Raw genomic sequence first — 19,752 nt, forward strand, 5'->3', positions numbered from 1 at the left:
GGGTCCGTCGTTTGGCCCCGTTGCCGCCAGACAGGATTGATTGCGATGCCTTGGGTGTATCGCCAGCCATGCAAACGGCCGTGGCGATGCTTTTTCGGGTAACCCGCCGCTGGACCGGGACCGCGCTGACAGGCGGTGGATGGTGCCTGGGCCGATGCTTGTGGATGGCTGGCGCGCGCTGCGTGACGCTGTGGAGATGCGCCTGCCGGGTGCACGCAGGGGAAAACCCGCGAGGGATTACCCGTTCATGCCTGGCGCGTATCGGTCACAAGTCACACACGATGCGCGCCCCTTCGCGCCACTCACGGAAGCAGTAAAGGCCCTGGTGGGGATGCCAGGGCCCGCTTTGTCCGCGGATTGCTTGCCGTGTGGCATCGCATTGCGTAGGGATTTGGCATGTTGGTCCTGGAAAACATCCTGTCGGACCGGGGGTCGCGCTATGCCGTCTCCGTCGGTCCTTGCGAAAGCGACGAGGACGCGCGCGCATTCGTCAAGGCTCTCAAACGACGCAAGAAATTCGCGAAAGCCACCCATCACAGTTACGCATGCATCACGCAAGAGGGGCCGCTCAAGAATGACGATGGGGAGGCAGGGGCCGGCATGGTCATCCTGCGGATGCTCGAGCGCGACTCGGTGCACGGGCTCATCGTGGTCGTGACCCGCTGGTATGGCGGCAAGCATCTTGGCGGCGACCGGTTTCGCCATGTGCAAGAAGCCGTGCGGATTGGGCTTGAGGCCCGGAAGGATAACGGCTCCGACACGGTGTGAGACGCAAGCCCGTTACGCATCTGTTTGCTCGCTCCGGCCGTTGGACAAAAAAAGGCCGGGCACAAGGCCCGGCCAGTCCAACAGGGAGGTGCATATGATGACCCGCATATGCGACGGGTATTTCTTGCACCCAGCGTTAAAGGTGCGACGCAGGGGCAACATTGATATGTGTCAAAAAGTTCCCCGAAATTGAATTTTATGCCACCAGCCGATATCCGCCCGACTCGGTCACGAGGAGCCGTGCGTTTGACGGGTCCGGTTCGATCTTCTGGCGCAGCCGGTAGATATGCGTTTCGAGCGTGTGGGTTGTCACACCGGCGTTGTATCCCCAGACCTCGTGCAAAAGTACATCGCGCGGCACCACACCCTCGGTCGAGCGGTACAGGAACTTGAGGATGTTGGTTTCTTTTTCCGTGAGGCGGATGCGGCGGTCATCCTCGGTCACCAACAGTTTCATGGAGGGCTTGAAGGTATACGGCCCGACGGTGAACACGGCGTCTTCGCTCTGTTCGTGCTGGCGCAGCTGCGCCCGGATCCGAGCGAGAAGCACGGGGAACTTGAACGGCTTGGTCACGTAATCATTGGCACCGGCGTCCAGCCCGAGGATCGTATCGGCATCCGTGTCATGGCCAGTGAGCATCAGGATTGGGCTCTTGACGCCCTGCTTGCGCATCAGGCGGCACAATTCCCGTCCATCCGTGTCCGGAAGGCCCACATCGAGAATGATGAGGTCGTAGTTCTGCTCCTTGGCGCGGCTCATTGCGCCCGATCCGTTTTCGGCCTCGAAAACCTCGAAATCCTCGGTCATGATCAACTGCTCTGCCAGGGCTTCGCGCAGATCGTCATCGTCATCGACCAGAAGGATGTTCTTTAGCTGTGCCATTGCGCTCTCCGTGTGTTTTGAGGCAGATGTGGCGTATCCCGTGCCATGACAAGGTTTGCTGCAATGGCTCACGGCCTCGTGTTTGTCTGGGGCAATTGTTACAGTCCTTGACCGAAGTGATTGAGAAATTCGCAACCATAGCAAAGGTTTCCCACGGCACGATGCGAGCGGTATCCAAATGACCTTACGACCTGATCTTGCCGAGACGCTGGCCCGGGCGCGGGCGGATCTGCGCATGGGCGTGCCCGTGGTGATGGCCGATGCCGACGGCGCGGCGGTTGTCATGGCGGTGGAGACCGCCTCTGCGGCCCGGCTCGCGGCCCTGCGCGCCATGGGGCATGTGGAGCTGGTTCTGACGGGGCGGCGCGCAGAGACCCTCAAGGCGCGCGCCTATGACGGCGATCTGGCGCGGGTGATCCTCCCGAGCGACGCGGATCTGGCATGGTTGCGGGCCTTGGCGGACCCGGCAGATGACCTGTCGCACCCGATGAAGGGGCCCTTGCGTTCCGCACGCGGCGGGGCAGCCCATATTCAGCGCGCTGCGCTGTCTTTGATCAAGACGGCGCGACTGTTGCCGGCGGCGTTGGTTTTACCGCTGGAGAACGCGGCCGACATTGCCGAACGAGACGGATTGGTCTGTCTCGACGCCACTGCCGCAACCGGCGCGATGCAGGCTGAACCGGTTTTGGAACGTGTTGTGAGCGCCCGCGTGCCGTTGCGGGCGGCGCAAGACGCGCGCTTGCACATCTTCCGGCCCGAAGACGGCTCTGACGAGCATTATGCCATCGAGATCGGACGCCCGGATCGTTCGGATCCGGTGCTGTCGCGGCTGCATTCGGCCTGCTTCACCGGCGATCTCCTGGGCAGTCTGAAATGTGATTGCGGGCCACAACTCAACGCCGCACTGGCGCAAATGGGACAAGAGGGCTCCGGCGTGCTGCTCTATCTCAATCAGGAAGGGCGCGGCATCGGTTTGGCCAACAAGATGCGGGCCTATGCCTTGCAGGATCAGGGCTTTGACACGGTCGAGGCCAATCACCGGCTTGGATTTGAAGATGATGAGCGGGATTTTCGGCTTGGCGCGCAGATCTTGCGCAGTATGGGATTTTCCGCGGTGCGGTTGCTGACCAACAATCCCGCGAAGTTGGCGATGATGGAAAGCTGCGGTGTTCATGTGAGCGAAAGGGTGCCCCTGAAGGTTGGCCAGACTGACGAAAACGCACGCTACCTCGCTGTCAAGGCGGAAAAATCAGGGCACCTGTTTTGACGGGATCGGGGCTGGGCTTTGCCCTGTGGCGAGTCAGACCCGAGAAAGCACCGGGCTTCGCGGCGCGGTAAGGGGAGGTCCATGAAGCAGACGGATATGGTGCTCACGCGGGGAGGCGTCCGGTTTGCCGGGCGGTTGTGGCCCTGCACGATTGGGCGGGGCGGCGTGCGTGTGAACAAGCGCGAAGGTGACGGGGCCACACCGGCGGGGGTGCATGATATTGTTGGCTTGCTCTACCGGCCCGATCGCATGGCCAAGCCGGTAGACTGGGCGGTTCCGATCCGGCCGGGTGATCTCTGGTCGGATGATGTCAGGCATGAAGACTACAACCTCATGGTGCGCGCACCCTATCCATATAGTCACGAAGTGCTGCGTCGCGCCGATCCGCTGTACGACATCGTGATCCTCACCGACTGGAACTGGCCGCGGGCTGAACGCGGTCGGGGATCGGCGATTTTCCTGCATCGCTGGCGGCGTCCGGGCTATCCGACCGAAGGGTGCCTCGGGTTTGCTCCACACCATCTCAAGCAGATTGCCCGCCGGATCCGGTACGGCACGAAGCTGATCGTCCCGGAAGCGCTCGCACTGGATTGACCGCCTGGTAGGGTGAAGATCACCTGTTTGTGCCGGTGCCGCATATCTCGCCGCGTGATTTGATGTCGCGGAGAACCGTGCCGCTACCCCATGGGCCATCGCGGACCTGAGGGGCAGCTCAGGCGGCCCTGTCGACCGGGGTTTGTAAGGAGCCTGTGGCTTTGGCAACGAGGCGGATCTTGCCTCAGACGTGATGTGTTTGGGTGGCTTTGCCGATGTCGGTCACTGGCCGCGAAACGGGAAAGGCGAGTGATTGGCAGGATACCCGGCCTGGTTGTCAGGAGAATTGACCGTTTTTCTTCTATTCTGAAGTCGATTGGCCTGCGCGATGCAGAAATTCTGTGCAAAGGACTTTGAATCTGGTGGCGGCTTGGCATTTTGGGACAGCATGGTTGCAACCCGCGACCGCATTCGGTTTATTTCCATGCAAGGCAGAAGAATATCTGCAGCAATCAGGGAGCGTGCTTTTGGCAGACATGGGAAACGGCGACGCGTTCGTCGCGTTTGAGCGTGTGCAGAAGAGTTACGATGGCGAAACGCTTGTCGTAAAGGATCTGAACCTCACGATGCCCAAGGGCGAGTTTCTGACGATGCTGGGGCCGTCGGGGTCTGGAAAGACCACCTGTCTCATGATGCTGGCCGGGTTCGAGACAGCGACCCACGGCAAAATCCTTCTCGACGGAAAGTCAATCAACGACATCCCCCCGCACAAGCGTGGCATCGGGATGGTGTTCCAGAACTACGCCCTTTTTCCGCACATGACCGTGGCGGAAAATCTCAGCTTCCCTCTTGAAGTGCGCAAGATCGGCAAGTCCGAGCGCGAGCAAAAGGTCAAGCGGGCCCTCGACATGGTCGAGATGGGCGCTTTTGGTGGGCGCCGCCCCGCGCAGCTTTCCGGTGGTCAGCAGCAGCGGATCGCATTGGCCCGGGCCTTGGTCTTTGAGCCGGAGCTGGTCTTGATGGACGAGCCTCTCGGCGCGCTGGACAAACAGCTCCGCGAGAAGATGCAGTTCGAGATCACCAAGCTGGCCCATGATCTTGGCATTACCACCGTCTACGTGACGCATGACCAGACCGAAGCGCTGACCATGTCCGACCGTGTTGCAGTGTTCGACGATGGCCGTATTCAGCAGCTCGATCCGCCCGATGTTCTTTATGAGAAGCCGCAGAACAGCTTCGTGGCGCAGTTCATCGGTGAAAACAACACGCTTGAGGGCAAGATCACCGAGATCAAGGGCAATACATGCGTGGTGAAACTGGATGACGGTCAGGAAATCGACGCGATCCCGATCAACGTCGACAAGGTTGGCGAGCGCACGCGGGTGTCGATCCGACCGGAGCGTGTCGAGTTTCTCAAGGATCGCCTCTCGCCGGATGCGCATCTCATCAAGGCCGAGGTGCTGGAGTTCATCTACATGGGTGACATTTTCCGCACGCGCCTGCGCGTGGCCGGCAACAATGACTTCGTGATCAAATCGCGCAATGCTCCGGACCAGGTGCGATTGAAACCGGGCGCCCAGATCGAGATCGGCTGGCTTGCGGAAGATTGTCGCGCGCTTGATGCGAGCTAAGGCTTGAGAATGTCGCGGCGCCTGTCACAGTAGGCCGTCGCGATACGACCAAGGGGCCGGGGGTAACCCGAAACCCGTCCCCCTCAATCAATCGGGTTCTGAAAAGAAAACACTCTAGGGAGTTGAATATGAAACTGACCAAGACACTCATGGCCACGTCGGCCCTGACAGTCGCAGCGGCCGGTGCCTTCGCCGCAGGCCATGGCATGTCCGACAGCATGACACTCGTCAGCTGGGGCGGTGCATACCAGAACAGCCAGCAGAAAGCCTATGTCGAGCCCTACCTGGCGATGAATGACGGTGTGTCGGCCACGTGGGACGAAAGCTCCGCCGAGGCGGTCGCCAAGCTGCGTGCGATGAACGAAGCCGGCAACATCACGTGGGATCTCGTCGACGTTGTGGCCGCTGACGCCATCCGTCTTTGTGACGAAGGTCTGGCGATGGAAATCGACCATGACGAGGTTCTTGCCGCCGCCCCCGACGGGACCGACGCGTCCGACGATTTCGGTGACCTGATCGTCTCCGATTGCTTCATTCCGCAGATCGTCTACTCGACCACCTTCGGGTATCGCACCGACATGGTTCCGGAAGGCGTCGATGCGCCGAGCGAGATTTGTGACGTTTTCGACCTCGAGACCTATCCGGGCAAGCGCGCGCTGGAAAAGCGTCCGATCAACAACATGGAATGGGCGCTGCTCTGTGACGGTGTGGCCAAGGAAGACGTCTATGACGTTCTGGAAACCGAAGAGGGCCAGGACCAGGCGCTTGCCAAGCTTGGCACCATCAAGGACGAAGTCATCTGGTGGTCGGCCGGTGCGGACACGCCCCAGCTTCTTGCCGATGGCGAGATCTTCATGGGCTCGACCTATAACGGCCGTCTTTTCTCGGTGATCGAAGAGCAGGACCAGCCGGTTGCAATGATGTGGGACGCACAGGTCTTTGACCTTGACGGCTGGATCATTCCCGAAGGTCTTTCCGAAGACCGTCTGGCGCGCACGCTGGACTTCGTGAAGTTCGCGACGGACACACAGCGCCTTGCGGATCAGTCCAAGTACATCTCCTACGGCCCGGCACGCGCATCTTCCGCGCCGCTGGTTGGTACACACGCGGATCTCGGTATCGAGATGGCACCGCATATGCCGACGGATCCCAACAACGCTGCGAACACGTTCCTCTACAACTACGAGTTCTGGGCTGACTATCGCGACGATATCGACGCGAAGTTCCAGGCGTGGCTCGCGCAGTAAGCGTTTGACGGGGGCGTGCCGGGACTTTCTCGGCATGTCCTGAAGACATCGGTCCCCGGCGTTGCATTCAAAGCGATGCCGGGGGCTGCACCGCCCGGGCGACCCTGAGGTCGGGGCGGAGCGCAAAGGCAGTGAGGCCGGACCAGCTTGCCGCAACGCGGATCTTGCGGGCTACCGGATCCGTCCGCCGCGCAGCCAAGCCAGCAAAAAGGGGACAGATGCGATGCCCAAAGGCTATATCATCGGCCACATCACCGTGAACGACCCCGAGGCTTACAAGGAATATGTCGAGCGGGATACGCCCATCCTCAAGGCGCTTGGCGGTCGGTTCGTCATTCGTGGCGGACAAGCCGAGACCATGGAAGGCCAGACCGAGAGCCGCCATGTGGTCATTGAGTTCGACAGTTACGAACAGGCTAAGGCGGCTTGTCACGACCCAGAATACCAAGAGGTCGCCAAGATCCGCCATCGCACAGCCACGTCCACCATCATTCTTGTCGAAGGGGTGTAAGTCATGACAGACGCCACAGCCGGAACCGACCAGACCACGACCGGGTCCCCCGCGACGACAGACGCCAAGGGTGGCATGATCGCCGCGGATGGCACACCGCTCAAGAAGTCGCTCAGTCGCGCGCTGAGGCGTCAAAAGATGCGCGCGCTGCTGCTGATCGCGCCTTTGCTGCTCTTCGTCCTCGTCACGTTCATCGCACCGATCGCGGACATGCTGTTCCGCTCGGTCGAGAACCAGATCGTGCGCGAAACGCTGCCGCGCACCGTCGCGGCGCTTTCCGATTATGACGCAGGCGGCGATGAGTTGCCCGGCGACGCGGTGTTCGAAGCCGCCTATTACGACGTTTTCTTTGCCGCCGAGCGAAAGCTTCACACACGGCTCGGCTCGCGCCTGAACTACGAACAGACCGGCGCGTCTTCGCTTTTCCGCAAATCCGGGCGCGGGATCGACGATATTGGCGAGGTGTATCAGGACCAGTTCGAGGATCTTGATGAGCGCTGGGACGAAGCGCGCCCCTGGGCCGAGCTGATGGGGGACCCGGAGTGGATCGCAGCCCAGGACGCCTGGAGTGAGGATGACGGGGCGATGCCGCCTTTCGAGCTGCGCGATGGCATCCGGGATGTTCTGCCGCGCACGGCCATGGCGTACGAAACCTTCGCGCGGTTCATGCAGACGGAGGAAGAGGACAGTCCGCTCGAAGAAGAGCCTTGGACGGTGGTGCACACCGCGCTGTATCAGGATATCTCCGAGAATGGCGTTGCGGGCTATAGCGGGCCAGGGGCCGACCGACTGCAGGCGGTCGAAGCGTTGATCGCGAGCCCGGATTTCGAGACCATCCGCTTTCAGGATGGGTTCGAGGAAATCGACGAAGACTGGGTCGACCCGGAAATCTGGAAGACGATCAAGACCTACAGCCCGCCTTACACGTCGGGCTATTTCCTGAATGCCGTTGACGCGCAGAAAACGGCGGATGGCCCGGCTTTGCGCGATGAAGACGAGCGGATCTATGGTTTGCTGTTCAAGCGGACCTTGTTCATGTCGATGGTCATCACAATCAGCTGTATCCTGCTGGCATATCCGATCGCCTACCTGCTTTCGAACCTGCCCATGCGGACGGCAAACCTCCTGATGATCCTCGTGCTGCTGCCGTTCTGGACCTCGCTGCTCGTGAGGACCTCGGCCTGGAAGGTCATGCTGCAACAACAGGGCGTGATAAACGATGTGTTGGTCTGGCTCGGCCTCGTTGGCGATGCGGACCGACTGGTGATGATCAACAACCAGTTCGGAACGATCGTTGCCATGACCCACATCCTGCTGCCCTTCATGATCTTGCCGATGTATTCGGTCATGTCGACAATTCCGCCGAGCTATGTGCGTGCGGCCAAGTCGCTGGGCGCGACCAATTGGACAACTTTCTGGCGGGTCTATTTCCCGCAGTCGGTGCCGGGGATTGGCGCGGGGTCGATCCTCGTCTTCATTCTCGCCATCGGCTACTACATCACGCCGGAAATCGTGGGCGGGACGACCGGGACATTCATCTCGAACCGGATCGCGTATCACATCTCCAGTTCGCTCAACTGGGGCCTCGCGGCCGCTCTGGGCGCGATCCTGCTGGCTGCGGTTCTGATCCTTTACTGGGCCTATGACCGGATCGTGGGCATCGACAACGTGAAGCTGGGAGGCTGAGGCATGGGAGACGCAATTCTGACTCCGATCGAGAAGAAGCCGGCCTCGTTCACGGCCTCTGTCGTCGGCGCGTTCGGCGCGTTTGCCGGGATCTTCGTGGGGGCGGCCAACGGGTCGACCCTGCTTGGAATTGTGGCTGGCTTTGTCATCCTCGCCGGTTTGGCTTACCTCGCGATGGAGGTGCTCGACGAGTCCCAGGAAAAGATGGTCCGCTGGGGGTTGATCGGGTTGATGGGTGTGGCCGGGTTTGTGCTTGGCGGGCTTCCAGGGCTGGTTGTGGGGCTCTTGTTTGGCTGGTTCTTCGGCTGGCTGATCTACTGGGTCGGAGAGGGCCGTTACCGCGCGCATCTGGTGCCCTACCTCACCCCGGGCCAGGTGCTTTGGCATTATACGTTCCGGGTGATCTGCGGGGCGATCTTTGTCTTTCTGATCACACCGATCCTTGTCGTCATGCCGCTCAGCTTCAACGCCGAGGACTTCTTCACCTTTACGCCGGAAATGCTGCGCTTCGATCCTGAAGGCTACTCTCTGAAGCACTATCGCGACTTCTTGCAATCCGATGACTGGCAACAGGCCCTGCGCAATTCGCTGATCATCGCACCGCTCGCAACGCTGCTGTCGGTGAGCTTTGGCACGCTTGCGGCGATTGGCCTGAGCCAACCACATGTGCCATACCGGCGGGCGATCATGGCCATCCTCATCTCGCCGATGATTGTGCCTTTGATTATCTCCGCGGCAGGGATGTATTTCTTTTATTCCCGGATCGGGCTCCAGGGCACCTATCTCGGGGTGGTTCTGGCGCATGCCGCGCTTGGCATTCCCTTTGTCATCATCACCGTCACAGCAACGCTTGTGGGCTTTGATCGGTCACTCACCCGCGCCGCGGCCAATATGGGCGCCGATCCGGTGACGACCTTCTTCAGGGTGCAGATGCCGCTGATCCTGCCGGGTGTGATCTCGGGTGGCCTTTTTGCCTTCATCACGTCCTTTGACGAGGTGGTCGTGGTGATCTTTGTTGGATCGGCAAACCAGCAAACCCTGCCATGGCAGATGTTTACCGGCCTGCGCGAACAGATCTCGCCGACCATTCTGGCGGTTGCGACGATCCTCGTGGGGATTTCAATTGCACTGCTGGCAACGGTCGAGATGCTGCGACGCCGCTCCGAACGGTTGCGCGGGATGAGCCCCGGCTAAAGAGCCGCTGGGTTCAATTTGGGTCATTTTTTTGGATGCGCGGGCTGAATCCCCGCGCATCTTTACGTTTCGGCAAAGCTCTGCGGCGATGGTAGGCCGATCTACTGCCAAGGGGTGCGGAATGACTGAGCTATCGCCGGAATTTGCCAAGGAAGCGCGCAAGACCGCTCGGGGAGAAGTCCCGTTTCAAGCGGCTGACCTGTTCTACACGCGTACCGACCCGCGCGGCGTGATCGAAAGCGCCAGCATGGTGTTTCAGCGCCTTGGCGGTTTTGAGTGGGATGAGATCCTTGGCGCCCCGCACAAGCTCGTGCGGCACGCCGATATGCCCCGGGGCCTGTTTCATTTGCTCTGGGGCAGGCTGAAATCCGGGAAGCAGACCGGCTACTATGTCAAGAACATGGATGCTGACGGCCGGCACTATTGGGTCTTTGGCGTCGTTTCCCCGATCGAAGGCGGGTTCTTGTCGACGTATTTCAAGCCGTTATCTCCCTTGCGGGAAAAAGTGGAGACGATCTACGCCAAGGCACATGCCGCCGAAACGGATGGCCTCTCCCCGGAGGACAGCGCCGCACAGATTGCGGCTGACCTCGCAGAATTGGGATATCCGACGTACGACGTGTTTCATTCGGCGGCCCTCTCCGAGGAATGGGACGCGAAAAAAACGTATTGCGGCGACGCGCTGGATCCGCTGCAAAAGCGTTTTGTCGCCCTGTCAGCCTCTATCGCGCAAGTCCAGGCGGAAACGATGGAGATGACAGACGCGTTCAAAGCGATCCGGACCGTCCCCCTCAACATGAGGATCATTGCGTCGCGCTTGGAAAACGCAGGGGGGCCTATCTCGGCCATCTCCGTCAATTACAGCCAGATGCTTGAAGAGATGTCGACATGGGTCAAGACGTTTGTTGACGGCGAGGAGAGTGTCTTCGCACTGATCCGGAACGCAATTCTGCGGGTCCAGTTTCTCGGCTTTGCCTCTGCGCTCTATGGGGAGATGCAAGCCGCCCTGAAGAAAGAAGAGTTCTCCGAAGAGGTGGGTGTCGACGCGGAAGCGGAGGTTGTGGCGCTGCAATCGTTGACCGAAGAGTTCATGCAAGAGACTCGCAAAGCGCTTACGCGCGTGGAAACGGAGGCGGGGCGCCTCGGACGCTCGGTGCTCGACATGAAGCGCTATGTCACCGGGCTGAGTTCGACACGCATGATGTGCAAGATCGAGAGCGCCTCGCTGTCCAATTCCGGAACGGCCTTGACCGGTATCGTCGATCAGCTCGACGCTTGTCAGGATGAAATCGAGGAGCGGCTTGCACGGATCGTGGATCAGAATGCAGTGATACAGAGCCATACGGCGATGCTGCGAACCCTGATCTGACGAGGGCAGAGCCTGAACCGGAAGGAGCTTTCCATTTTTGCGCAGCGTTGGCCACCGATCCGCGTTTGGCTGCAATGGGCAGCGCAAAGAAAAACCGTGCGACCATAAGGGCGCACGGTGAATCGAGGATCAGCGGGAAAGGGATAGTTTCCGTCACACGCTTTCACGTCAGCAAGGATACTGGCGTTCCTGTCCGGAGCGGACACATGCGTCGCTCTCCCAAGCGGCGACTCAGCTGCGCACGAGCTTCTCGTAACCGTCCGAGATATCCCGTGTAAGCGCGCCGACTTCGAATGAAAATTCGCCGATCTTTCCGACCGGTGTAACCTCGGCGGCTGTGCCGGTCAGCCAGCATTGCTCGAAGCTTTCGAGTTCCTCGGGCATGATGTGGCGTTCGTGAACCTTGATCTGCCGTTCTTTCAGCATCGTCAGCACGGTCTGGCGCGTCAAACCATTCAGGAAGCAATCCGGGGTCGGCGTGTGCACTTCGCCATCCTTGACAAAGAAGATATTGGCGCCGGTGGCTTCCGCCACGTAACCGCGATAGTCGAACATCATTGCGTCCGAGCAACCCTTGGCCTCGGCCTCGTGCTTTGCCATCGTGCAGATCATGTAAAGACCGGCGGCCTTGGCGTGGCTGGGCGCGGTTTCCGGCGACGGGCGCTTCCATTTGGCGATATCGAGCTTCGCGCCCTTCATCTTGGCATCGCCGTAATAATTGCCCCATTCCCATGCCGCGATGGCAAGGCGGACCGGGTTGCGCTTGGACGCAACACCCATGTCTTCGCCGGCGCCGCGCCAGGCGACGGCGCGCACATAGGCATCGGAAAACCCGTTTGCCTTCAGAACGGCTTCTTTCGCGGTTTCGATTTCGTCGACCGTGTAGGGGATGTCGAAATCGAGTTGTGAAGCGGAAAAATGCAGCCTCTCGGAATGCTTGCGCGACAAGAAGATCTTGCCGTTATACGCGCGCTCCCCCTCGAAAACCGAACTGGCGTAATGCAGGCCGTGGGTCAGCACATGGACGTTGGCAGCGCGCCAGTCCACCATTGTGCCATCCATCCAGATCATTCCGTCCCGATCGTCATAGGCTCCCTCAGCCATGGTCATCTCCCTCAGACGCGGTTTTCGATTATTGCGCATTTTACGTCCGAAACGGACATAAAATTACACGATTGATGGGATTCGCTATCAATTCCGTCTTGGAATGTCAACAAGGCTGACGTAATGTAGGCAAAACGGTCCAGACACAGCCGGAGGGCGCATGGCCGAAGGGGACAGACGATTGGAGCCGCGGATGCGCGCTCCCGCAAGTGGCGAAACTCTGCTCTACCTGACCGACGAGCAGTTGCGGCAGGGCGCGGAGGCCATGTTTTTTGCCTATCGCGGGTTCACGGCAGACCCTGATCGCATACTGGCCACCCTCAGCTATGGCCGCGCACACCATCGCGCGCTGCATTTCATCAATGGCGCGCCGGGCACCACTGTCAATAATCTGCTCGCAACGCTTGGCGTGACCAAACAATCGCTCAACCGGGTGCTGCGCACCCTGATCGAGGACGGGCTGGTGGAGAGCCGTGTCGGGCGTGTGGACAAGCGCGAGCGGCACCTTTTCCTGACCGAAGAAGGAAAGGCGCTCGAACGGGAGCTTGGCGACGCCCAAAGGGCGCGCATGCGCGCGGCTTACAAACAAGCCGGTCCAGAGGCCGTGGCCGGGTTTCGGCGGGTTCTTGAAGCGATGATGGATCCCGATATGCGCAGGCAATATCAAAGCCTCAGGGAGGGCCGCGGATGACGGATCCGGATGCACATCTTCTGATCGTCGACGATGACGAACGTATCCGGGTTCTGCTTCAGAAGTTTCTGATCCGGAATGGATTTCTGGTCAGCGCCGCGCGGGATGCAGCCCATGCGCGCCGCATCCTGTCCGGGCTGGATTTCGACATGATTGTCCTCGATGTCATGATGCCGGGTGAAGATGGCGTCAGCCTGACCCGCGCGATCCGCGAAACCTCCACCACGCCGATCCTGCTCCTGACGGCGCGGGCCGAGGCAGAGGACCGTATCGCTGGCCTAGAGGCCGGTGCGGATGACTACCTCGCCAAACCCTTTGAACCCAAGGAATTGCTGCTGCGTATCAACGCGATCCTCCGTCGCATGCCCGAGGCTCAGGTCGATTCTGCGCAGCCCAAGCTGCTGTCCCTTGGCGATGTGCGTTATGACATCGAGCGGGGCGAGCTTTGGCGCGGGGAGGATCTCGTGCGGCTCACGGCCACGGAGAGCCACCTCATGCGCATCTTTTCTGCCCGCCCCGGCGAGGCGCTCAGCCGGTCAAAGCTGGTGGAGCAATTGGGGCGCGACAAGGGGCAAGCGCAAGAACGCGCCGTCGACGTGCAAATCACGCGGCTGCGGCGCAAACTCGAAACGGATCCGAAACAACCGCGCTATCTCCAGACGGTGAGAGGCGCGGGCTACATGCTGGCACCGGACTGAGTGGCCTTTTGCCCGTGTCAGGGGCTAGCGTTCTGCGGTCTCTGACCGGAACAGCCCGCCAAGCGCGCCGCGCACGATGCCGCGCGCAGACGGGCGCTCGAGCGCAGAGAAGGGCAGGGGGCGGCACACCTCCATCGTGGCGACACCCACACGCGCGGTCAGGGCCCCGTTCACGAGCCCCTCGCCGAAGCGGCGCGAGAGCTTTCCCAGCAGACCGCCGCCCAACACGGGCTCCAGCATGTCATCGCCCACGGCAACTGCCCCTGTGGCCACCAGATGCGCCATGACGGCCCGCGTCAGCCGCCATGTTCCGAGTGTTCCGGATCGCCCGCCATAGATTTCCGCAACCCGGCGGATCATGCGCAGATTGGCGCCGAACGCCGCGGCGACATCGGCAAAGGCGAGCGGGACCAGCGCGGTGACTGTGGCAACCTGGCGTGCGGCGGCTTCCACTTCGCGTCGGGCCGCGCTGTCCAGCTGCGCGAGCAGTTCGCGTTCGGTCAGATCGAGAAGCGCGGGCGCATCGAACACCTCGGCTTCGCGCTCCGCCAGCCGTTCACGGCCCCAGCGCGTGTCGTCGCGACTACGGTAGAGCGCGACCAGCTTGCCTGAAACCTCCCGTGCGGCGGTGAGATCTTCGTCCGCGCGGGCCTGTGCGGCGGCGTGATGAAGGCTGTCGATCTGGGCGAGACGGGAAAACGCGGCAATTTCCTTGATGGCGATGAGCACCATGACAAGCACAAAGGCCGCGATCAGCCCGGACACCGCCCAGCCGAGAACCGGATTGGTGGCGACAAGGCCCGCTGCAAAATTCCACGCGCTGATCGAAGCAATCGTGCCGATCAGCGCAACCAGCAAGCGCCAGAACCATCGTGCGAGCATCGAGGGCTGGCGCGCGGTCAACGCGGCAACAGTGGCCATGGCCTGCCCCTGCGGCGCGGCCTGATCGTCCAGATCCGGAATCGCCGGCGCCTCGGCAGGGGATGGGCCTTCATCCGCGTCGCCCAGTTCGATCAGAACCGGACCGTTGCGGCAGTTTGGATCATCGCTCATTGTGCGTTCCTTCGAGGCTTTGCGCGGCGCCGAGATTGGCTGGTGCGGCACCCTGTTGGCTGGAGTCAGGAGCCGAGACGGTCGAAGCGGACTCCCAAACGTAGCGCCTGTCGGCGATCCCTTCGTCATTGGTGCTGCCGTCGCCGCGCTCGACAAGGACGAACCCGGCACGTTCATAGAACCGCTGCGCGCCGTGGTTGGCCTCGAAGGTCCAGAGCTCGAGCGTGTCACTCGCGGCCTGCGCATCCGCCAGAAGGGTCTGGCCCAATCCGCACCGCTGCTGCTCCGGCGCGATGTAGAGCGCGTGGACAAAATGGTTTTCCCGCGCGAGAAACCCGACCACCTGCCGCGAAACACAGGCCACGCGGACCCAACCGCGGTCGATCAGGCCGGCGGCATGCGCCAGATCTTCGGCGCGTGTATGCACACGGGGCATCCATTCGGTATCGTCGATGAAGCGTGTGAGGATTTCCCCGACAGCGCCGGCATCGAGCGGTTTCGCATCGCGTATTTCGAGTGCGGCCGTCACAGCCGGTCTCCGATCAGGAACTGCGCGGCGCGGTCAAGGCGGATATGGGGCGGCCCCTCACCCGGTTTGCGGGACAGCCGTGCAGGCGCAAAACGCATCACCTGATAATCCGCATCGAGCCACCGTTCCGCCCCGTTGCGCGCGGGCGTCAGCAAATGCGCGGGATCCTCGGGCAATTCACCGGGATAAAACGCCGCCTGTTTTCCGCTGCCAAGCAACGTCCCGCGTACCACGTCGAGCGTGCGCCCCTCATGGGTCATGCGCTCCTCGGTGGTTGCGCGGTAGGCGGCCAGTGCAAGGGCTTGCGTCTCTGCCCCGGCAAACCGCGCCCGGTCGCGCGCGTCGCGCATGAGCGCATCCATGATGGCCGCGAGACGGGGATGCTGCGTGTGGTGCAGGTGGTCCGCCTTTGTGGCGGCGAACAGGATTTTTTCGACCCGTTTGCCGAGCAGAAGCTTGCTGAGAAACGCGTTGGCACCGGGGCGGAAGGCGCCAAGAATATCGGCCATGGTCTGGCGCAGGTCCTCCACCGCGCGCGGCCCGGCATGGATCGCACCAAGCGCATCCACGAGCACGACCTGTCTGTCTATCCGGCTGAAATGGTCGCGGAAGAACGGTTTCACCACGCGCGCCTTATAGGCTTCGAACCGGCGTTCCATTTCGCGCCACAAAGACCGGCGCGGCGCGTTGTCCAGAGGCGGCAAGGGCGCAAAGGTCAGCACGGGCGACCCTGCGAGGTCTCCGGGCAAAAGGAACCGACCCGGTGAGCAATCCGAGAACCCGGCCTCCCGCGCGGCATCGAGCGCGGCAGTATATTGCGCCGCCAACCCTTTCGCGCGCGTTTCGTCAATGGGTTGTGTCGCGTCCTCGGCCTGCGCCATGGCGATGAAGTCGGGTCCGTCCGGGCGCAAGGCGAGACGCTCCAGCATATCGCGGGACCAATCGGTATAGCTCTTGTCGAGCAAGCCCAGATCGAGCAGCCATTCCCCGGGATAGTCGACAATATCGAGATGGATCACGCGCGGTCCCTGCAGGCCCGCCAGAAGCCCGTTGGGGCGGATCTTCATGGACAGACGCAGCTCGGATATGGCGCGGGTGCTGTCCGGCCAACGCGGTTCACGGGCGGAAAGGGCGGCAAGATGCGCCTCGTAGTCGAAGCGGGGGATCGTGTCGTCGGGTTGCGGCTGGAGGAAGGCGGTCAGGATCCGGTTTTCCGATTCCGCCAGCAGTTGCGGCATCCGTCCCCGATCCATCAGGTTGGCAATCAGGGAGGTGATGAAAACCGTCTTCCCCGCCCGCGACAGCCCCGTGACCCCAAGGCGGATCGTGGGCTCCACAAAGGTCTCGGAGAGCGCGCCCGTCACATTCTCAACGCTGCGGGTGAGCGTGTCGGCAATCGTTCCAATGACCAAACCGGCTTCCTTTCCAATCGTCTGGCCGAAGATAAGGGTGCGCGCGGCAGGAAACCAGAGGCGCGGGGAAAACTCTTGTCCGACGGCAGGTATGCGGCGGGCAGGATATGCCGCGTGCCTGCAGCGAGCCACGCCGAGCGCGCTGCGTGCCTTGCATTGGTGCCATGCGCCATTGACCCGGCGGGCCGGGCCGCGCTACTGCGCGGCCATGCCAAGATTCGCGTTACTGGTGGAATATGACGGTCGCCCGTTTGCAGGATGGCAGCGGCAGGCGGATCAGCCGTCCGTGCAAGGGGCGATAGAGGCAGCCCTGATGCGGCTTGAACCGGGGGAGATCACGATTGCGGCTGCCGGGCGGACGGATGCGGGGGTGCACGCGCGCGGTCAGGTTGCCCATGCGGACTTGCAGCGCGACTGGGATCCGTTCAGGCTTTCGGAGGCGTTGAACCATCACCTCAAGCCCGCACCGGTCGCAATCCGGGCGGCTGCGCGGGTGGCGGATGACTGGCACGCGCGGTTTTCCGCATTGGAACGCGGCTATCTGTTTCGGATACTGGATCGCCGGGCACCGGCAACGCTGGAGGCCGGGCAGGTCTGGCACGTCAAGCAACCGCTTGCGGTGGACAGGATGCGCGCGGCGGCGCGGCACCTCATCGGCAAGCACGATTTTACCACCTTCCGCGCGTCGATCTGTCAGGCGAAATCGCCGGTCAAGACGCTGGATGAGATACAGATCGACCGCGTTCAGGGCTTTGCTGGCCCGGAAGTGCATTTTCGTCTGCGCGCGCGGTCGTTCCTGCACAACCAGGTGCGCTCCATTGTCGGCACGCTCGAACGGGTCGGTTGTGGTGCCTGGCCCGCAGAGCGGGTGCGCGATGCGCTGGAGGCGCGCGATCGTGCTGCTTGCGGGCCGGTCTGTCCGCCAGAAGGCTTGAGCCTTGTCCATGTGCGCTACCCGCAAAACCCGTTCGCGGCGGACTGAGACAGTCGGGAACGGGCAGGCGCTCAGTCGTTGTCTATATTGCCTGCACCTGCACCATGCCGGCCGCCGACGGAGGCAGGGACATAGGTTTTGGAGGCGAGCTTGGACAGCGCGCGCACCAGATCCGCGCTCGGGTCCAGTCCGGCGGGGGGCGGATCGGCGGGTGTATCGCCCGGTGCGAAGACAAGAGAATGAGTGCCATCCGCCCGTGTGGCGATGTCGAGCGACAGGGTAACCGGTGCCAGCCGCGCATAAGCCAGTGCCAGACGTGTATCGCGGCCCAGAAGCGTCAGAGCACCGCCTTCGGGCATTTGGCTCAGGATCCGCATGAGGTCATCGAGCACCAGAGGGAGCCGCAGGATCGGACTGTCCTTTGGCGTGGCCAGGGCTTCGAGAAGCGCGTCTTCCGGGCCGCCATGCGCCATATGCATCACGACGGCACGTCCGAACAGGGCTGCCTGCGCAGGCGGGAAGCCCGCGCCGCGGGCGGCACGTTCAGACAGGGCCGACATTTCAGAGGCGGATCGCCTCACGCGCGCACCGCCATCCACCAGTCATCCGCTCGTGGCGAGTGCAATTCATCAGGCAGAGGCGCGCCTTGTGCCAGTGTCACGCGGGTCCAGCGGTCCGATTTTGGATCGAACTTTGTCGCGCCGAAAAACGACAGCTTGGAGCGCAACATGTCGATGGGCAGGCACCCCGCGCCGATGAGGTTGTCGCGAATCTCGGAATAGGGGTGGCGCATTACGCAAGCCAGCCGCGTCAGGGCAAGTTCATGCTCCGGGCTCGCGGCGCGGAAGGCCCGCAGATCGCAGCTCTCGTCCAGCGCGTGGTAGAGCTCTTGCACGCGCCGGGCAATGTCGAGCGGGCTTTCCCGTTCGGCGCCGTCTTCGCTGTGCCGGTCGCCGAGCCGCGGTTCGAGCTTTTCCTCGGACACATACCAGAATTGGCGGGTTTCGTCGGGGTCATCGAACCGCAGCGCGAGGGCCCAGTCGAAATGGCGCTCGATGGCGCGACGGGCTTCTTGTGGCGTGGCGAAGGGCAGCGGGGCAAGCCCGGAGTTATCGTTCATGCCGTCACACAGATCATCGACAAGCCTGCCAAATGGCTCGATGGCCAGCGACACGGCCAATTCCTGCGTGGGCGCGTCATACCGTTCTGCGCGTCGGATCAAGGCGTCGAGCGGCGCGTCCTGCAAAAATCCATCGCGCATCCAGACGCGCAGTTCGGCCCAGTCTTGTCGAAGCCGGGCCAGTATCGCGGCATGGTGCGGGTCCGGCAGGGTCCACGAATCGAGGTGTCTCTGCGCTCTTTCGGCAAGCGCATGCAACGTGCCGCGTGCGGCATCATCCAGTGCGGGCAGGCGTCGCACCCGGGCCAGGGCGGTCTCTCGCGCGGTCATCCAATTGTGCAGCAACACCGGGTGCGACACGAGGAACGGCGCCATGCCGAGACCCGTTGCGTTGCCGATCCCGAGATGGCGTTTGATGTCCCGATCAAGGGGGGCGCCGCCCAGATGTTCGACGAGCTCGTGGGTAAAGGTCCGGATCATCCACACCGTCAGCATCTCGGCAGCGAAGGGACCGGACAAGCCGGGGCGGTCCGCGTAAAGCGCGCGATCCGCGATCCCGAACTTGCCATTGCCGTAGACCGCCGTGGTCCGCATCAGGTAGCCGACGGAGTCGATCAAGGCGGGATCGGGTTGTTGGCCCGCGCGCAGCCGCTCCACCACATGCGAAAAGAGCCGCACCGATCGGTTTGCGCGGCTCAGCACCAGATCCCGTTCGCTGAAACGTGCGGCTTCCTGTTTCGGGGCTTCGGCCACAAGGCGCGCGATGTCCGCCGCACCGGGAACGCCGTCAAACAGCACATAGGCCGTGTCCCAGGCGGTTGCGATGACCCGGTCGCTGCGAAGATCATCGGGCAGGTGTGAGGATACTGCCACAAGGCTGTAGGGTCGCCCGCCCACGGCGATGGTATAGACGGCGTGACCATAGCCCTGCGCATCGATCTCCCATACGGGACGGGTGAGGCGGGCGCCCTCGTGATGCAAGCGCCGCGTCAATGCCCGCAAAAACGACAGCCGGGACGGGAACATCGCTCCCATCCTGCTCAGGCGCATGACCGTTTCCGGCGGGCGCAGACCCGGTTCCGGGGCGATATGATCCAGATCTTTCATCGCGCCGACAGTGC

At 62.1% G+C, this 19,752-nt stretch carries 19 protein-coding genes; 12 read left to right on the plus strand and 7 right to left on the minus strand.

All coding sequences use genetic code 11. From position 1 onward, the window contains the following. Positions 1-396 precede the first annotated feature (396 nt). The gene (locus J1C49_RS04870; RefSeq protein WP_227444686.1) at positions 397-768 is read left to right on the plus strand and encodes a YigZ family protein; all 372 of its coding nucleotides are present in this window, start codon (positions 397-399) and stop codon (positions 766-768) included. 196 nt (positions 769-964) lie between these two features. Here the strand turns inward: J1C49_RS04870 and J1C49_RS04875 are convergent, their stop codons facing one another. After that, the gene (locus J1C49_RS04875) at positions 965-1,651 is read right to left on the minus strand and encodes a response regulator transcription factor (RefSeq protein WP_227444687.1); all 687 of its coding nucleotides are present in this window, start codon (positions 1,649-1,651) and stop codon (positions 965-967) included. 178 nt (positions 1,652-1,829) lie between these two features. Between J1C49_RS04875 and ribA the strand changes: the two genes are divergently transcribed. From ribA to J1C49_RS04915, 8 genes are all read left to right on the plus strand, one after another. Beyond that, entirely contained in the window at positions 1,830-2,918 is a 1,089-nt protein-coding gene (gene ribA, locus J1C49_RS04880) for a GTP cyclohydrolase II (protein WP_227444688.1), read from the plus strand. An 81-nt stretch (positions 2,919-2,999) separates the two neighbouring features. Next, positions 3,000-3,512 (plus strand): L,D-transpeptidase, encoded by a 513-nt coding sequence (locus tag J1C49_RS04885; protein WP_227444689.1) that lies wholly within the window; start codon positions 3,000-3,002, stop codon positions 3,510-3,512. 467 nt (positions 3,513-3,979) lie between these two features. Next, positions 3,980-5,083 carry an ABC transporter ATP-binding protein gene (locus tag J1C49_RS04890; RefSeq protein ID WP_227444690.1) on the plus strand — a complete coding sequence of 368 codons (1,104 nt, stop codon included), beginning with the start codon at positions 3,980-3,982 and terminating at the stop codon, positions 5,081-5,083. Between the two features lie 128 nt (positions 5,084-5,211). Then, positions 5,212-6,330 carry an extracellular solute-binding protein gene (locus J1C49_RS04895; protein WP_227444691.1) on the plus strand — a complete coding sequence of 373 codons (1,119 nt, stop codon included), beginning with the start codon at positions 5,212-5,214 and terminating at the stop codon, positions 6,328-6,330. Between the two features lie 223 nt (positions 6,331-6,553). Beyond that, positions 6,554-6,841, plus strand: a complete 288-nt coding sequence (locus J1C49_RS04900; RefSeq protein WP_227444692.1) for a DUF1330 domain-containing protein — start codon at positions 6,554-6,556, stop codon at positions 6,839-6,841. A 3-nt stretch (positions 6,842-6,844) separates the two neighbouring features. Continuing rightward, positions 6,845-8,527 (plus strand): ABC transporter permease, encoded by a 1,683-nt coding sequence (locus J1C49_RS04905; RefSeq protein ID WP_370639374.1) that lies wholly within the window; start codon positions 6,845-6,847, stop codon positions 8,525-8,527. A gap of 3 nt (positions 8,528-8,530) precedes the next feature. Continuing rightward, positions 8,531-9,721 (plus strand): ABC transporter permease, encoded by a 1,191-nt coding sequence (locus J1C49_RS04910; protein WP_227444693.1) that lies wholly within the window; start codon positions 8,531-8,533, stop codon positions 9,719-9,721. A 121-nt stretch (positions 9,722-9,842) separates the two neighbouring features. Beyond that, on the plus strand, positions 9,843-11,090 hold the full coding sequence (locus J1C49_RS04915; RefSeq protein ID WP_227444694.1) for a PAS domain-containing protein: 1,248 nt from the start codon (positions 9,843-9,845) through the stop codon (positions 11,088-11,090). 231 nt (positions 11,091-11,321) lie between these two features. On the opposite strand, the gene J1C49_RS04920 is transcribed toward J1C49_RS04915, so the two are convergent. Continuing rightward, complete coding sequence (locus tag J1C49_RS04920; protein WP_227444695.1) at positions 11,322-12,194, minus strand: branched-chain amino acid aminotransferase; 873 nt, start codon at positions 12,192-12,194, stop codon at positions 11,322-11,324. A 193-nt stretch (positions 12,195-12,387) separates the two neighbouring features. On the opposite strand from J1C49_RS04920, the gene J1C49_RS04925 reads away from it, so the two are divergent. Together J1C49_RS04925 and J1C49_RS04930 are read left to right on the plus strand one after the other, a co-directional pair. Continuing rightward, entirely contained in the window at positions 12,388-12,885 is a 498-nt protein-coding gene (locus tag J1C49_RS04925; protein ID WP_227444696.1) for a MarR family winged helix-turn-helix transcriptional regulator, read from the plus strand. Beyond that, positions 12,882-13,583 (plus strand): response regulator, encoded by a 702-nt coding sequence (locus J1C49_RS04930; protein WP_227444697.1) that lies wholly within the window; start codon positions 12,882-12,884, stop codon positions 13,581-13,583. Before J1C49_RS04925 ends, J1C49_RS04930 begins: the two co-directional genes overlap by 4 nt. A gap of 24 nt (positions 13,584-13,607) precedes the next feature. Here the strand turns inward: J1C49_RS04930 and J1C49_RS04935 are convergent, their stop codons facing one another. From J1C49_RS04935 to J1C49_RS04945, 3 genes are read right to left on the minus strand one after another with little or no spacing between them, the layout of a single operon-like run. Continuing rightward, positions 13,608-14,636: a YcjF family protein gene (locus J1C49_RS04935; RefSeq protein WP_227444698.1), complete on the minus strand. Its 1,029-nt coding sequence runs from the start codon at positions 14,634-14,636 to the stop codon at positions 13,608-13,610. Then, positions 14,626-15,165, minus strand: coding sequence for a GNAT family N-acetyltransferase (locus J1C49_RS04940; protein WP_227444699.1), 540 nt, complete (start codon positions 15,163-15,165; stop codon positions 14,626-14,628). Before J1C49_RS04940 ends, J1C49_RS04935 begins: the two co-directional genes overlap by 11 nt. Then, the gene (locus J1C49_RS04945) at positions 15,162-16,577 is read right to left on the minus strand and encodes a YcjX family protein (protein ID WP_227444700.1); all 1,416 of its coding nucleotides are present in this window, start codon (positions 16,575-16,577) and stop codon (positions 15,162-15,164) included. Before J1C49_RS04945 ends, J1C49_RS04940 begins: the two co-directional genes overlap by 4 nt. 208 nt (positions 16,578-16,785) lie before the next feature. Here J1C49_RS04945 and truA point away from each other — a divergent pair, with 208 nt between their 5' ends. Next, positions 16,786-17,559 carry a tRNA pseudouridine(38-40) synthase TruA gene (gene truA / locus J1C49_RS04950; RefSeq protein ID WP_227444701.1) on the plus strand — a complete coding sequence of 258 codons (774 nt, stop codon included), beginning with the start codon at positions 16,786-16,788 and terminating at the stop codon, positions 17,557-17,559. 23 nt (positions 17,560-17,582) lie between these two features. On the opposite strand, the gene J1C49_RS04955 is transcribed toward truA, so the two are convergent. Both J1C49_RS04955 and J1C49_RS04960 read right to left on the minus strand, forming a co-directional pair. Further along, positions 17,583-18,071: a hypothetical protein gene (locus J1C49_RS04955; protein ID WP_227444702.1), complete on the minus strand. Its 489-nt coding sequence runs from the start codon at positions 18,069-18,071 to the stop codon at positions 17,583-17,585. 17 nt (positions 18,072-18,088) lie between these two features. Then, the gene (locus J1C49_RS04960) at positions 18,089-19,738 is read right to left on the minus strand and encodes a hypothetical protein (protein ID WP_227444703.1); all 1,650 of its coding nucleotides are present in this window, start codon (positions 19,736-19,738) and stop codon (positions 18,089-18,091) included. Positions 19,739-19,752 lie beyond the last annotated feature (14 nt).

Origin of the sequence: Cognatishimia sp. F0-27 (genome assembly GCF_020667845.1) — a bacterium.
GTDB lineage: Bacteria > Pseudomonadota > Alphaproteobacteria > Rhodobacterales > Rhodobacteraceae > JAFMPQ01.